Here is a 15962-nt window from a genome sequence, read left to right as displayed (position 1 = left end):
GTGATTATGGCTTCATCCATTATTAATAAATTTCCTATAACGAGTGAAGGTTTTGAGAATATGCAAGCCGAACTTGAAAAATTAAAGGAAGAAAAACCTTCTGTGATACAGGCTATTTCTGATGCTCGTGATCAAGGTGATTTGTCTGAAAACGCAGAGTATCATGCAGCACGGGAAAGGTTAGGTTTTATTGAAGGCCGTATAATGGAGATAGAAAGTAAGCTCTCACATGCGGAAGTAATAGAAGTAAAAAATTTGTCTGGTGATTCAGTAATGTTTGGTGCAATTGTGACATTAAGCATGTTAAGTGATAATAACGGTGAAGTGGAATATGTTTATAAGGTTGTAGGCGAATATGAAGCTGATGTTTCAAAGCAGTTAATATCTACTAGTTCACCACTTGGGAGTGCCTTAATCGGCAAAAAAGTCGGTGAATATGTGGAAGTGACAGTGCCAAATGGAGAGAAATTGTATAAAATAGTTAAGATTGAATTTAAGTAAATTATTATGGTACAGGCCACTTATGCTTCAATGAGTCTACCAGGTATTTCTTCTGTGGAAGATGTATTAGAGGATGCTCGTTCCGGTAAATTATTCATTTTAGTTGATGATGAAAATAGAGAAAATGAAGGCGATTTGATTGTCTTAGCTGAGAAAATAAAGCCGGAACATATGGCTTTTATGGTTAGGTACGGTACAGGGGTTGTTTGCTTAGCAATGACTAAATTTCACATGAAAAGGTTGGGCCTTAATTTCATGGAAAAGAAAAATATTGGTGAAAATCATACCGCATTTACTACATCAATTGATGCACGTTATGGCATTACAACCGGTGTTTCAGCAGAGGATAGAACGAAAACTATACATGCTGCTATCAACAAGGATGGTACTCAGGATGACATCATAACTCCAGGTCATGTTTTTCCTGTAATTGCACATAAAGGTGGGGTGGCACAACGTGCTGGTCATACTGAAGCGAGTGTTGAAATGGCGAAGTTAGTAGGGTTTGATCATTCAGCAGTTATTTGTGAATTAGTGAATGATGATGGCTCTATGATGCGCTTACCTCAGTTACTTAAATTTGCTGAACAACATAAAATTAAGTTAACTACCATCGACAAACTTATCAGTTACGTTAAAAATTTAAACTAGCGTTTATAAATTTGTATAATTTAAGTGTTAAAATATAGAATTTCTATAAATTATACAAGCACAGAATTTTCATGTTTAGAGTTGCTAAGTTTTTGACCTTATTGTTCTTTTTTGCATATTATAATAATGCTTACTCTATTAACATTATTAGAGATAGTGAAGTGGAAGCAATAGTGAAAGAGCTAGCGCAACCTTTATTTTCTGCTGCGGATATTGATCATGAGCAAATAAAAGTTTTTATAATTAATGACAATTCGATTAATGCTTTTGTAATTAACAATAACAGTATTTTCATTCATTTAGGACTTTTACAATATTCGGCTAAACCTTATGTCCTGCTTGGTATATTAGCACATGAGATTGCTCACATATCTGCTGGTCATATATTGCAAATGAGTAGTGCTATGGGTTATTTTCAATCGATAGCAATGATTAGTTATATGGTAGGATTAGTTTCTAGTATTATCATTAACCCTCAGGTTGCTGGTGCAATTTTGCTTAGTGGTGTAGCGTTTAGTTCAAGGCTATTTTTTAACTATTCTCAAGAGCAAGAAAGTGTAGCAGATAGCTATGCTTTAAGGTATCTTGATGAATCTGGCTATGATAATTCAGGTATGAAAGAGATTTTTGATTATTTTAAAAGTATTGAGCATGAGAACACCGAGGAATATTTCCGCACTCACCCACTTAGTGAGAAACGTATATTTGCTGTACAAAATTATAAGGTTAAAAACAACGTAAAACCAATTTTTGCGGATAAGTTACTAAAGTTTGAGCGTGTGGTTGCCAAGCTAGACTCTTTCTTTGCTCCTATTCATGTGTTATCTAATAAATATGAAAATAATTCTGAGTATGTAAATGCTATAGTTTGCTATAGGCAAGGAAAGATAGAAGAGGCTATTGCTAAAGTTAATTCATTGATTCAAGAGTCACACAGTGATCCATACCTATATGAATTAAAAGCAGAAATGCTATACAAGGCCGGAAATTTAAGTGAAGCAATAAAAATGTATGAGGAATCGCTTAGGTATTTATCTGAGAAAAACAGTTATTTAGTGAAACTTGCATTATCTCATACTTTATTATTACACGGTGATGCAAAAAAGGCGATTTTTTACCTGGAGCAGATTTTGAATGTAGAACCAAATAACGCTTTTGTCTGGAAATATTTAAGCATTGCATATAAATGTGAAGCTGATACGGCAATGCATTATTTTGCCTTGACAAAAAAGGCTTGTATTGAAGGTGATTTAAAGCAATTTACAAAATATGCTGAGCTAGCTGTTAAAACTCTACCAAAAGATAGCCCTTATTTGTTGCAAGTTGAAGATATGAAGCGGTTTAATGGATAACAAAAAAGCATTTCTGCACTTTTTGGATTATTTTTGTCCACACTTTTCCAACATAGTTTTTGCTTCATCGCTTACGTTGGGCATAATTTTCGTTATGATAGTTTTAGCGCCAAAAAATACACCACAGAACACGCCAAGAGCAAAGAGGGCTGGCCACGGCATCCTGCCAAATATTGCAAGCAAAGCTGCACCAATTATTACTACCGTCATAAGTGGACCGCCTATCCCCCAAACATAACCAATAATATTGCATATTACTTTAGTTGTGTCATCCATATCAGGGTCAGCTGCATAACCTGAGAAAGAGAAAAGCAATACTACGCAAAAAACACTAAAAAATTCCATTATAGAGCTCATTTTTTTGCCTCTAAATAATAAATTAACGTAAACCTAAACCTACACATATTTTTGTTTTAAAGTAAAAATTATAATTTGTCCATACATAAGTGTTGCTACATAAATAACCCACCATTAATGTTAAGCACATGCCCTGTTATATATTTTGCTTCATCACTTGCTAAAAATAAGACCCCTGCTGCTATTTCTTCCCCTGTTCCCATTCTTTTCATTGGAATATTATCTAATATTTTTCCCTTTTGCACTTCATTTAAAACTTCAGTCATTTTAGTATCTATAAACCCAGGAGCAATACAATTTACTGTTATATTACGACTTGCAACTTCTTTTGCTATAGATTTGCTCATAGCTATTATTCCAGCTTTAGACGCCGCATAATTTGCTTGCCCGGCGTTTCCTGTCAGCCCTATTATTGAGGAAATATTTATAATTCTTCCCCAATTATTCTTAATTAGTTTTCTGCATGCTTCTCTACTCAGCTTAAATGTAGAGCTCAAGTTAATATCAATTACTTTTTGCCATGCTTCATCTGTCATTCTCAATAATAAACTGTCTCGCGTAATACCCGCATTGCATACGAGCCCGTCAAAGCCTTCCATCAGCTCACTTGCTCTATTTATTAGTTGATTTACTTCCTCAGCATTTGATAAATCACAAGGGAGTACATGCATGTTTTTTTCATATTGTTTAGCAACTTCTTCGAGCACTTCTTTTTTTGTGCCAGAAATACATAAAGTTGCTCCGGCTTTGTGCATAATTTTTACAATTGCTTGCCCTATTCCGCCTGATGCGCCAGTGATCAGGAACTTTCTGCTTTCCAATCCAAACATAATAACTTTATATTATCTTAATTCCTAACAGAATATTGACTAGTTGGCAATAGATTTCTTACATAATATAAGTAACTCAGATATTCACAAAATAAAGGAAAAGTTATAATAAAGTTAAACATCAAAAAATTTTAAAAACATAGTTGATGCAGGAATTGTTACTAAATAGTTTATTCTGGTGTTCTACAGTCTAAATGGAATGCTTAAATTATAGATTCTTTGTTTTTGTGTGTTATCTTGAGTTAACACAAATTCACAGTAGTATTATGATAAGTAAGTTGAAAAAGCTTAGCACTGGATTTTCTTTGACAGGCCTGATTGGCCATAGTGATAATATAAATATGCAAGGAGCAAAAAATAAAAAGAAGAAGTACCCAAAGTTTTTAGATAAGACGTTCGCATTGATTGATGCGATGATAAATTTTATTTTAAAACGCGAAAGTAATAACGTAAATGAAGTCCTGAAAGTAACATGGGGACCACTATTTTTTGGTCTGGTAGTAATACTCATCTTTTTTGGGATAGGTGGTATTTGGTCGGCTATAGCTCCAATTGACGGTGCGGTGCATGCAAGTGGAGAAGTTATTGTATCTTCAAATAGAAAAATAGTTCAACACTTGGGCGGAGGAATAATAAGCAAAATTTTAGTAAAAGAGGGTCAAGCAGTTAAAAAAGATGAGCCTCTAGTTTTGTTGAGTGATGTTAACGAGAAGGCGAATTTAAGTATCATCAAAGAGAAGCTCTTATCATTTTTAGCAACAGAAGCAAGGCTTCTTGCAATCAGAGTAGATTTGGACACGCTCGAGTTTCCTGATGAGGTTAAAAAATTATCTCACGATGAACTTGTAAATAAAGCGATAAAGAATCAAGTAAAGTTGTTCAACTCTCAGAGAAAGAGCATATTGGGAAAAACAGACATACTGCAACAACGTATAAAGCAGTTAAATGATGAATTAGCGGGGCTAAACTTTCAACTAAATGCAGCTCATAAGCAATATGACTTGATAACTGAGGAGTTGGAAACAAAAAGACAATTACTTGATAGTGGCCATATAAGCAAACCACACATTTTAGCTTTAGAAAAGCAGTTTGCTGAAATTGAAGGCAGAGTTGGACATTACCGTTCTGCAATATCTCAAGTGCAGCAAAAAATTGGAGAGAACGAATTAGAAATTATAAACGTGAGAAATGATTCTCAAGAAAGAGCAAACGCTGAACTTAAGGAAGTTAGTACGTCTATTGCAGACTTGAAAGAGAGACTGATGGTTGCTGAAGATTCATTAGCACGTACAATAATTAAATCGCCTCAAGATGGGATAGTCACAGATATAAGATACCATACTGAAGGTGGTGTTATACAATCTGGAGTTCCGATCATGAGCGTAGTGCCATCGGATGATGACCTAATAATAGATGCTAAAATTCAGACCAGAAACATAGAAGAGATACTGTCAGCACAAAAGAAAGATAGCAACATAGTCTCTATTGATGGGCTAGAAGGGCTAAAGGTTAAAGTTCGTTTAAGTGCTTACAGTGCACGTCGTTTAAGTTTAATTAATGGTATAGTAAGCAATATTTCTCCCGATGCCCTTGATGATCCAAGGCTAGGGCGTTATTATTCAGTACGTGTAGTGATACCAAAACCAGAGCTTGCTCAGTTTAAAAACGTATACCTATACCCTGGTATGCCAGCAGAAGTGTACATAGTTACTCAATCCCGTACTCTTTTATCATTCTTGTTTACGCCTATAATTGCAACAGTCGATAGGTCTTTTATAGAAAGGTAGCTCACTCGTTAAAGTAGTAGTGAAAGTGCCGTAATAAAATTTAGGTACATAATTAGACAATAGGCTTCTTGCACTACCTCCCAGTGTCATTCAATAGAAACGAAAAACCTACTTGACACCCTTCGCCAGCGCCCTTATCATGATAGTGAAGCTATTGTATTTGCTTTCGCCAATCTGCAGATTAAAAGGTAAGGATTACTTAATGTATCGGCGTCTTATGTTCAATTTTTTGCAGTATATAGATACTGTATGTCTTTACAAAACTTCATCTACATCTAGATTTTTATCTAAATAAGCTGAACGCGCTTATAAAGCGTTACAAGACATCAAAAAATGCCAATACTCGACAGAGATAGTAAAAGACTAGCTAACTCGGGGATTCTTTGTCTTTTTTTCTGCTTAGTAAATTTCTTAAACATTTGCAGCGTAGGTTAGTTGCAATTAAAAGCAGCTGAATTTCGCTTGTCAAGCGTTTAAAACATAAAAAACGCCAATATTTTAAAGCGGATAATAACCCCAGGGCTTCTTTTGCCTTTTTTTTATTTGGTAAATTTCTTAATATTTATAGCTAAACGACAATCGTCATCCCGCTACTTGTTAGCGGGATCTAGAGATACCGCGGCGGTATGACGGTTTGTGGCGGTATGATGATAAGGTTTATACCTTGTCATCCCAGTGCTTGACACTGGGATCCAGGAATTTTATTAAGTTGGTGAGCATAAAAATAGCTGTTTTACGTTAAAATACAATGTTTGATGATTATGGAAAGGCTGGATTCCAGTGTCAAGCACTGGAATGACACCATAGGGGCACTGCCATCATAAAGGAACCAGTGTCAGCTACTTGAATGACATCATAGGGACACTGCCCTGACAACCGTCATCCCGCTACTTGTTAGCGGGATCTATGCTTTGAGATACTGCGAATGAATCGCGGTATGACGGTTAAGTAAGGGATCTATGCTAAGAGATGCCAAAGACCTTCATGAAACTTTGCCCATTTGGCTTCTCTAAAGATTTCGTTTACAGAATCTAGTAACTCAGCTATGCAGAATGAAAAAAGTTTGTATGGTATACAAATAGTGTGCTTTTTTATAATTATTTTCTATAATGCATAAACCTTTGGTCCAAGCTATAAATGCTACCATAGGCATTAAAAGTTAATTAACAACAAGATTTTGATCTTGCAAATCATAAACTTATCATAAATTAATAGTGTCTGTTACTGCTTTTAGGTGTGAGGCTAGAGGGTTATTAGCAGTAACAGACACTATTAAACTTATTATAGAATTTACTTAAAGTAAATACTTAATTTAAAATATTATAATATTTTTACTTACAATAGATTTATGTAAATGCTTTTTTCCTCAAATTAGTATTGTACTATTATACTTGTTGAATGCTAAAAAATTATTAACCATCACTAATCTCTATTTGCATAGTAAGTTTATATATACTATTATACAGTATATCACTTAGTTTTATAGCAAACAAACAAAAGATATGGTGAAGTTATTTGCACTATTGATAATATTTTACTCAAATATATCTGTTGCCTCTGCTCCTACTTCCTGGCAATTTGGATTTCCTGCTCCTGCAACTGAAGTAATGGAGGCTGTAGTTAGGTCACATTCGTTTGTGATGCTTGTGATGGTTGCAATAATGCTCTTTGTGTGGGCGCTGCTTGCTTATATAGCGTTTCGCTTTCGTAAAAGCAAAGTAACAAACATAAGTAAAACTACCCATAGTGTTCCTTTAGAAATTATTTGGTTTGTTATACCAACTATCATTGTTGGAATATTAGCCTTTGAAAACGCTAAATTACTGAAGCTACAGGAAGAAATACCGAAAGCTGATATAACACTAAAAGTTATTGGCCATCAATGGTATTGGAGCTACCAATATCCAGAATATCAAGGTGTGTCATTTGATAGTTATATTAAGGGAAAAGAAGACTTTATCGAAGGAGATTTAAAGCTATTCTCTGTTGATAACAACATCGTTTTACCCGTTAATGCTAACGTTCGTTTACAAGTTACAGCAGGAGATGTGATACACAGCTGGGGAGTACCAGCTTTCGGTGTAAAAATTGATGCAATACCAGGAAGGCTGAATGAGGCGTGGTTTAATATCAAAAAGCCTGGTGTTTATTACGGGCAGTGCTACGAATTGTGTGGTCAAGGCCATGGATTTATGCCAATTGTTGTTGAAGCAGTAAGCAAAGAAGATTTTAATAAGTGGATTGAAAATAGAAAATTAGTGAGTTAAATTTGGAGTATAGATATGAGTGACGTACCAAAGGGCATAAAGCGTTGGTTGTTTTCCACTAATCATAAAGACATAGGGACACTGTACATTATTTTTTCCATATTAGCTGGAATTATTGGTGGATTATTATCGGTGATTATTCGCACTCAGCTAATGCACATTAATATACTTAACAATAACTATCAATTATATAACGTAATGGTTACAGGGCATGCGTTGATAATGGTGTTTTTTATGATAATGCCAGCCCTCATGGGAGGATTTGGTAACTGGTTTGTGCCTCTTATGATCGGTGCACCCGATATGGCATTTCCTCGTATGAATAATTTAAGTTTTTGGTTATTAGTGTCATCTTTTATTTTGCTCATTCTCTCAGCATTTGCTGGCGAAGGTGCAGGTACGGGTTGGACTTTATATCCACCTTTATCACAGGTAATGTCCCATCCAAGTGCAGGAGTTGACCTTGCTATACTTGCACTTCATGTTGCTGGTATGTCGTCAATTGTTGGGGCGATCAACTTTATAGTTACTATATTTAACATGCGCGCAAAAGGCATGTCATTAACTAAGATGCCACTATTTGTTTGGTCTGTCTTGCTAACAGCATTTATGCTGATTGTCGCCTTACCAGTGCTTGCCGGTGCTATAACTATGCTTCTTACTGATCGCAATATTGGTACTTCCTTTTTTGATCCTGCCGGTGGTGGCGATCCTGTGTTATTTCAACATCTATTTTGGTTTTTTGGTCATCCAGAAGTTTACGTAATTATTTTTCCTGCATTTGGCATCATAAGTCAGGTTGTATCAACTTTTTCTCACAGACCTGTATTTGGTTACATAGGGATGGTTTATGCAATGATAGGTATAGCAGTATTTGGCTTTATGGTTTGGGCTCATCATATGTTCACTGTTGGGCTTAGTGCTGACGCTGCTGCATTTTTTAGCACTACCACAATTTTTATCGGTGTTATAACCGGTATAAAAGTCTTTAGTTGGATTGCAACTATGTGGGGCGGAGCAATTGAGTTTAAAACCCCTATGCTATTTGCGTTGGGTTTTATTTTCATGTTTGTTGGCGGTGGCATAACGGGAATAATTCTTTCTCATGGTGGAATAGATAAGCTCCTGCACGACACCTATTATGTTGTTGCTCACTTCCATTATGTCATGTCACTTGCTGCATTATTTGGAGCTTTTGCTGGCTTTTATTATTGGATTGGTAAAATGTCGGGTAAACAATATAATGAGCGCTTAGGTCAAATCCACTTTTGGCTTACTTTTATTAGCACCAATATCACTTTTTTACCTCAACATTTCTTAGGATTAGCTGGTATGCCAAGGCGTATACCTGATTATCCTGATGCGTTTATCCCTTGGAATTATATATCCTCAATTGGTTCGTATATGTCCTTTGTTTCAGTTATGTTTTTTGTGTTTATAGTTATACATCTCTTCAAATGGGGCAAAAAAGCTGGAGATAATCCTTGGGAAGGTGACACCTTGGAATGGACGGTATCTTCACCACCGCCTTTTCATACTTTCGAAAAACCACCAGTGATAAAATAGAATGCATACAAGTGTTTTGCTCAATGTTGAATCAACAATACTGGATTTTTGGCGTTTGCTGAAGCCAAGGATAATGTATCTTGTGGTATTTACTGCAGTTGCTGGTATGGTTACTGCACCAGGTAGTATGCACCCTTTTCTAGCACTAATATCTCTTATATGTGTTGCTCTTGGCTCAGGATCTGCAGGTGCTATAAATATGTGGTATGACAAAGACATAGATCTGCTCATGGAAAGGACAAAAAACCGCCCTATACCTTCAGGTAGAGTTTCTGCAGAAAGCGCGCTTGAATTTGGTATAACTCTTGGAATATTGTCAGTATTTATCATGGCAATAGCAGTAAATTATATTTCTGCTGCTTTGCTTGCAGTTAGCATATTATTTTACGTTTTCGTATATACAATTTGGCTAAAAAGGCGTACTCCGCAGAATATCGTTATCGGTGGTGCAGCAGGTGCTTTTCCTCCAATGATTGGCTGGGCAGCTGTAACTAATTCTGTCAGTTGGGAAAGTTTCATTTTATTTTTAGTAATTTTTATGTGGACTCCGCCACACTTTTGGGCCCTATCTTTAAATAAGTCTGAAGACTATGCAAAGGCATCGATTCCAATGTTCAATATTGTTTATGGTCCGGAAAAAACAAGAAAATATATATTAATTTATAGTGTCTTGCTGGTGCTAACTAGCTTGCTTCCAGCTCTATTCTTGAAAAAGGCTTTACTTTATCTAAGCATGGCAATTTTTGTAGGTTGCATCTTTATTTGGTACGCTGTATCTGTTATGAAGTTCAAGAACCACAACTCACAGAAACAAATGTTTTCTTATTCAATTTCTTATCTATTTTCCCTATTTGCCAGTATTATTTTTTGTTCTATTGATTTATTTTAGTTATGAAAGAACGGCAGAAGTATAAAAACTATTTTTTACTTTTCCTTTTGGTAATGCTCGTTGTCACACTTTTTTTTGTTTCTATAATAAAATTTAAAGGTGCAGCTTAAACTACCTTTAGAAATTGTGCTTTCATAGAAGCAACTATATACTTTATTAATTCATTACAGTGAAAGATGAGCAAAAAGGAAGTGACAATATATACGGATGGGGCGTGTTCTGGTAATCCTGGAGCGGGAGGATGGGCAGCTATCATATTATTTCAAGATTATAGAAAAGACATTTATGGTAGAGAAGAAAATACCACAAATAATAAAATGGAGTTAACAGCAGTAATCAATGGACTGAAAGCGTTAAAATTTTCTTGTAATATTAATTTATATACGGATAGTCTCTATGTTAAACATGGTATAACAGAGTGGATAAATAAGTGGAAAATGAATGGCTGGAAAACAAGCAATAAAAAATCAGTAAAAAATATGGAATTGTGGAAAGAGCTAGACAACGTTGCTTCACAACACGAAATTGATTGGAAGTGGGTTAAAGCACACAGTGGCGATAAGTATAATGAGGAGGCTGATAGTTTAGCAAGAAAAGCAATAATCGATGCTTAAAAAAATTACTATATTATTTTCCGTAGCTTTATTATTCATATTGTGCTTCTTTATTTTTTTTAAGCCTTTAGAAATCAATATTAATTATATTAATTTCTATGTTAAACATAAAATATCAAAAATATTTGTTGGCTCAAGCGTTAATATGGAGAATACCTCAGTTGTTTGGCAGAAAGATGGCAAAGATCCGTATTTAGTCATTACAGATTTGGCAATAGCAAACCCTAATTTTACTATAAAAGTTCCTGAGCTTTTTGTACATTTTAAGTTAAGTTCCTTATTTAAAGCTAGCACAAATCTCTCTCAGGTTTCAGCTGATAATGTGCATGTATGTATCAAGAGAGAAGAAACTAATGTTAATCCGCAAAACTCATTAGACCTTTTGGATAATCATTATTTAAGTAATAACCGCCTTCCTTCGGTGTCATTCCAGCGCGTGACGCTGGAATCTAGAAAAAAAGAAACAAGTAGTCAAGCTACTTGGATGACAAGGACGAGTGCTGGGATGACAGGAAAAAAAGATACTGGGATGACAGGGAAGAATTTCAAGATGACAGAAAGTAGTGCAAAAAATCTATTAAAAACAATAAGGGAATTTTTTTTTGACTTAAATGCGGATTCAAAAATTGAATTTACTAACATCGCTATTAATAAAGGCACGGAAGATGAATTTTTTATTGATAAATTGTATATAGGGAAGGGGGAAGATTTTAATGTTTTAGATATTCATGTGAATACAAAAGATGGAAAGGGATTTTTGGATGATTTATCAATTACGATAAAAAATCGCAACAATTTGTTAAATGTGTACGGGACATTTTATGATCTAAAATTGGGACTATTGAGCGAGTTTTCTACATTAGTTAAAAGCTACAATTTGGACAAAAATGTAGGATTCAAAGGAAGCTTCTCAGTGAAAATTAATAAAAAGGATGAAATTGTAGATGGAAATATATACGTATTGAATACAGAAAATTATTTGAACAAAAATTTAGCCTTAACTAATGTAAATATAAATTTAACATATAGTGATGGAATTATTAGTGTAAAAAACTTCCATTTTAAGTTAAATGACACGTATCTCTCTTTAATAGGCAAGATGAACTTTAGTACAAGCCATGCTTTGCTTAGAATTAATATTAGTAAGTTTGCTGCAAAGGATTTATGTACTTATGTACCAGATGGTGTAGTAAATAGTAAATTTAAAAGCTGGTATTGTGATAATATTGATGGGAATGTTTTAAACACAATTGTAAGTTTCAATGGCAAAATTAAAAATTTATTTAATAACGATCTGTCAGATATCGTAGTAGTTGCTGATATAGAAAACGGTAGCGTAAAATTTGATGAAGATTTTGAGCAAGTAAAGGAATTAAAGGGTGATTTGATCATCAAGAATAACGATCTTGAAATTACTGTAAATAGTGCTAAGTTTCAGAATTTCACTATTAATGGTGGTGATATTGAAATGAAATCTCTCAATAAGGAAAATTCAGTTCTAACCATTAATGGCCAAGCTGTAAGTGATGCATATGGTTTATATGAGCCTATAAGATTTAAGCTGGATGATGTGGTGAAGGTTGAAAGGGATAAAGTAAGTGGAATGGCAAAATCTGTATTCAGTTTTCGCATTTTTAATCTAAATGCTGATGACAAAAAAGTAGATTTTTCGGCCAATTTTCATTCCGAAATTGACAATTTGGCCGTCTATAATGCAAGTCTTGGTAAATATGATATTAAGCTTAGTTTTGGCAGTGACTTTATAGATTTAAATGGTAGTGGTATGGTGAATAACACACAGCTATTATTTGACCTGAAAAGTAGCAATAGGAATGAAAGTTTCGCCTGGAATTTGACCGGAGATTTACCTGCTCAAATATTTAATTTTGATAGTGGCTATGTCAGTGCAAATTTAGAGTCAGTGATAAATCAAGATAAGACGGGGTATGTTAATGGTGATATAGATTTATCAGAATTTGAATCACATTCAAGCTACTTAGGGTGGAAAAATCGCTTTGAAGATCACAATAAAATTTTGTTTTCTACAAGGTTAAAAGGAGCAGGTGAATTGTTAGTAGATAAATTAGACATTGTAGGAAATGACCTAGATATAAAATTCAGCGGAAGAGTAGAAAATGGAAATTTATATTTAAATTCTAGTAGCTTTAAATTGCCTGATAATGATTTTAGTATAGAAATTGAATCAGGTAAGGAGAAAAATGCCATAACTATTTATGGTGAGGAAATTAACTTAAGTGATATTTTAGGCTTGCTTGGCAAAAACAGTAATGGATTAAATAAAGATATAGAGATTAGTATGAATGTTGACAATGTAATTATGAAAGAAGGCATCGTTATCAAAAATGCTAAGCTGAATGTAACCTGTACTAAAGGTAATTGCAATGGAAGTCAATTTACAGGGCAGTTTCTGGAAGATAGCAGCAACATACTAGCAGAATACAGTGGAATAGGGCTCGAAATATATGCGGATAATTCAGGTATGCTTTTGCGTTCCTTAGGCATTAGTAAATCAATTAAAAACGGCAAATTGTCTTTTTATCTCTCTCCTCAGAGAGAAAGTGGAGAACATTATGGTACGTTATCCATTAGCAATTTCTACATCAAAGATGCTCCACTACTTACTACTTTATTGTCGATGTCTTCATTGCCTGGCATTGTAAATGCCATAAAAAATGAAGGTGTATACTTTTATAAATGTAATGCACCTTTCTCATACAAAGACGGCTCTGTCGAAATTGAAGAATCTTGGCTTGAAGGAGCGGAATTAGGCATTAGCACTAGCGGTAAGCTCGACATTAGAAATTATAAATTCCAAGTTGAAGGACAGGTAATACCAGCATATTCAATTAATAAATCTTTGTTAAAAATTCCTATAATTGGGAAACTTCTTACTGGCGGGAAAAGTAGGGGAATCGTTTCAATAGACTATAAAGCAAGTGGTGATGACAAAAACAATAACGTATCTGTTGATCTTATCTCTTCGCTAACTCCAAACCTATTAAAGAGGTTATTGGGAGTGTTTGATCGCATTATGACAAAAACTAACAAGGCTATTGTCAGCAATTAAAGTGGTATGAAAAAAAAAATTTGGTTCAATATGACCAAAAGGGAAGTTGTTCAACAGTATCTGTTCAGCGGAGTGGCAAAATAAGGTAGACGAGAAAAGACAACTATAGGAACAAATGGGTGTCATGCAAGTAGCTGACACTGGTTTCCATCCAAAAGGGCAGTGCCCAGACACTGGGATCCAGAAAATTTGATTGTGTACTATATAGCATTTTCGATCAAAAGCTGGATTCCAGTGTCAAGCACTGGAATGACATCAAGGGGCACTGGAATTTTTGTTTCAATATTTGTACATTAGCCATGCATCTGAACAGATACTGTAAATTAGCTATAGCCCATCAGATGAGTTGTAATGGTTATAATTGTCTGATAAGTGATCTCTAACATCGTGACCTAACTCATTGGCATCAGGCTTAACATCGTGATCTAACTCATTAGCATCGAGCTTAAACAAAGAAAGATTGTCATCAGATTTTTCCTCTTTAGACCCAAATAACCATGAAAAGAGTGATGAGATAGAATCAATAATAGATTTAATTGTTGAAAAAATATTGGATAAGAAACTACTGGGTTGCTGAGTATCCTCTTCGGCTGATCCTGGTTCAGGCTCTTTTCCTGCTGTGTCATCCACATCTTGTTCAGGTTTACCTCTGCTTATGAGTGTCTTATCTAACCATTTAGATATATTCTTGTCGGGATTATGAAAATACATTTGACTTATCTCCTTATTTTCATCAATGTAAATCACTAAAGTTGTATTCTCGTTTCCCAATCCATCACATTCACTAACGAGCGATTCATGAGAGTTCTTAATGTCTTTAATAAATTGAAGTTTTTCTTCTTCTGCTGAAAGATAATCTCTGTGTTCTGCTCTATAAGTGGTGCCTTTGTATTTAAAACTAAACATTGATCCATGGTCTTCATATTCATCTACTAGTTCATGAATACTCTTGACATTTTGTATAGCTTTAAATTTTTCTTCTTCTGAAAGGTTCTTGTGATATTTATAAAGTGTACCTTTATATTTAAATTGAAACATCGATCCACGGTCTTCATATTCATCTAATCCAGAGTTCTTGATACGTTGTATAATTTGAAATTTTTCTTCTTCTGAAAGATCTTTGCGGTATATACTACCAGTTGTATCCTTATATTTAAATTGAAACATCCATCCACGGTCTTTATATTCATCTACACCCATCTGCTTGCAAATAGCTTTATAATTTTTTTCTTCTACCTCTCGTCCAACAACATTTGCTATGAGTTCAGTATCCAGAATATTCAAAGTTCGGACTGTTGCTGATGGTGAAAAACGTAATTGAAATATGTGACCTAGCTCATGACCTAGAACAAAATCCATGGTACTTTGCTTATATGTCAGAATATTCTGATAATCTGTTACTCCTCGTGTAATATATCCTGGACCACCATCTTCATCTATGCTGAGAAGATTGTTATACTTTGTATAATCGCTTCTATTATTGAAAATGTAAACCGTTATATCTTTACTTATGCTACTATCTTTGAAGCAAAACTTTTCTTTAAATGCCTCATAGGCAGTTTTAATGTCTGTTTCTATTTGGTTTTGTTCCTGCTCAGATAAGTTGTCGTATTTTATAGTACAATTTATATACCCGTATTTAACGGTAAAGCTGTTAGACAAAACATCATGTATATTTGTGGAAAAATAATTGAACTGCTTTGACTCAGCTTCCTTGTACAATTGATGCCCATATTTATCACTAGAATACTTTGGTAGTTTAGGTACTTTGGCAATTAAGTTTTTGTTACTATCAAAAAAAGAAATGTCTGTATTACCAATTTCACAATTTTGTATAGATTGTCCACAAGTGCCATCATTTGCACAATCGTGATGATTTGGGTCAGTCTTCTTATAAAACCATGCATTAGTGTATTTTCCCATTTTGATACCTCACTACCAAACCTTACTATATTATTATCTTGGTAAAAATCATAATAATTCGTTAACTTGTATTTTAAATCTGTATCAAATGTGCTTTTCTCGTAAGGTATCAATTGTGAAGTAATTAACTTTATTTG

The 15962-nt window shown here is 34.4% G+C and carries 13 protein-coding genes; 10 read left to right on the top strand and 3 right to left on the bottom strand.

Annotation, left to right across the window (positions count from 1 at the left end; all coding sequences use genetic code 11):
• Positions 1–6: 6 nt before the first annotated feature.
• The 3 genes from greA to AAGD70_RS04255 all read left to right on the top strand — a co-directional run bounded on the left by greA (position 7) and on the right by AAGD70_RS04255 (position 2504).
• Positions 7–501, top strand: a complete 495-nt coding sequence (greA, locus tag AAGD70_RS04265; protein WP_065094546.1) for a transcription elongation factor GreA — start codon at positions 7–9, stop codon at positions 499–501.
• Positions 502–507: 6 nt separating this feature from the next.
• Positions 508–1152: a 3,4-dihydroxy-2-butanone-4-phosphate synthase gene (gene ribB / locus AAGD70_RS04260; protein ID WP_007549343.1), complete on the top strand. Its 645-nt coding sequence runs from the start codon at positions 508–510 to the stop codon at positions 1150–1152.
• Between the two features lie 71 nt (positions 1153–1223).
• On the top strand, positions 1224–2504 hold the full coding sequence (locus AAGD70_RS04255) for a M48 family metalloprotease (protein WP_065094547.1): 1281 nt from the start codon (positions 1224–1226) through the stop codon (positions 2502–2504).
• Positions 2505–2531: 27 nt separating this feature from the next.
• Here AAGD70_RS04255 and AAGD70_RS04250 read toward each other — a convergent pair whose 3' ends face one another.
• Together AAGD70_RS04250 and fabG are read right to left on the bottom strand one after the other, a co-directional pair.
• On the bottom strand, positions 2532–2861 hold the full coding sequence (locus AAGD70_RS04250; protein ID WP_065094548.1) for a TrbC/VirB2 family protein: 330 nt from the start codon (positions 2859–2861) through the stop codon (positions 2532–2534).
• Positions 2862–2956: 95 nt separating this feature from the next.
• Positions 2957–3691, bottom strand: a complete 735-nt coding sequence (fabG, locus tag AAGD70_RS04245; RefSeq protein ID WP_065094549.1) for a 3-oxoacyl-[acyl-carrier-protein] reductase — start codon at positions 3689–3691, stop codon at positions 2957–2959.
• A gap of 266 nt (positions 3692–3957) precedes the next feature.
• On the opposite strand from fabG, the gene AAGD70_RS04240 reads away from it, so the two are divergent.
• The 7 genes from AAGD70_RS04240 to AAGD70_RS04210 all read left to right on the top strand — a co-directional run bounded on the left by AAGD70_RS04240 (position 3958) and on the right by AAGD70_RS04210 (position 14199).
• Positions 3958–5478 (top strand): HlyD family type I secretion periplasmic adaptor subunit, encoded by a 1521-nt coding sequence (locus AAGD70_RS04240; RefSeq protein ID WP_174525401.1) that lies wholly within the window; start codon positions 3958–3960, stop codon positions 5476–5478.
• A 1502-nt stretch (positions 5479–6980) separates the two neighbouring features.
• The gene (gene coxB / locus AAGD70_RS04235) at positions 6981–7745 is read left to right on the top strand and encodes a cytochrome c oxidase subunit II (RefSeq protein ID WP_065094994.1); all 765 of its coding nucleotides are present in this window, start codon (positions 6981–6983) and stop codon (positions 7743–7745) included.
• A gap of 15 nt (positions 7746–7760) precedes the next feature.
• Entirely contained in the window at positions 7761–9311 is a 1551-nt protein-coding gene (ctaD, locus tag AAGD70_RS04230; RefSeq protein ID WP_065094993.1) for a cytochrome c oxidase subunit I, read from the top strand.
• A gap of 1 nt (position 9312) precedes the next feature.
• Positions 9313–10200 carry a heme o synthase gene (locus tag AAGD70_RS04225; RefSeq protein ID WP_065094992.1) on the top strand — a complete coding sequence of 296 codons (888 nt, stop codon included), beginning with the start codon at positions 9313–9315 and terminating at the stop codon, positions 10198–10200.
• A 176-nt stretch (positions 10201–10376) separates the two neighbouring features.
• A complete protein-coding gene (rnhA, locus tag AAGD70_RS04220; protein ID WP_065094991.1) occupies positions 10377–10814 on the top strand; it encodes a ribonuclease HI in 438 nt (145 codons plus the stop codon).
• Positions 10807–13902, top strand: coding sequence for an AsmA-like C-terminal domain-containing protein (locus tag AAGD70_RS04215; RefSeq protein ID WP_065094990.1), 3096 nt, complete (start codon positions 10807–10809; stop codon positions 13900–13902). The genes rnhA and AAGD70_RS04215 overlap by 8 nt, the downstream gene beginning before the upstream one ends.
• 162 nt (positions 13903–14064) lie before the next feature.
• Positions 14065–14199, top strand: a complete 135-nt coding sequence (locus AAGD70_RS04210) for a WPE palindromic element domain-containing protein (protein ID WP_082941409.1) — start codon at positions 14065–14067, stop codon at positions 14197–14199.
• A 30-nt stretch (positions 14200–14229) separates the two neighbouring features.
• Here AAGD70_RS04210 and AAGD70_RS04205 read toward each other — a convergent pair whose 3' ends face one another.
• On the bottom strand, positions 14230–15825 hold the full coding sequence (locus tag AAGD70_RS04205; RefSeq protein ID WP_065094989.1) for a hypothetical protein: 1596 nt from the start codon (positions 15823–15825) through the stop codon (positions 14230–14232).
• Positions 15826–15962 lie beyond the last annotated feature (137 nt).

Source organism: Wolbachia endosymbiont (group A) of Nomada flava (genome assembly GCF_964027055.1).
In the GTDB taxonomy this organism is placed as follows: domain Bacteria; phylum Pseudomonadota; class Alphaproteobacteria; order Rickettsiales; family Anaplasmataceae; genus Wolbachia; species Wolbachia pipientis.
Note: the sequence above shows the minus strand (reverse complement) of the source record. Positions and strands in the feature narration are given on the sequence as shown.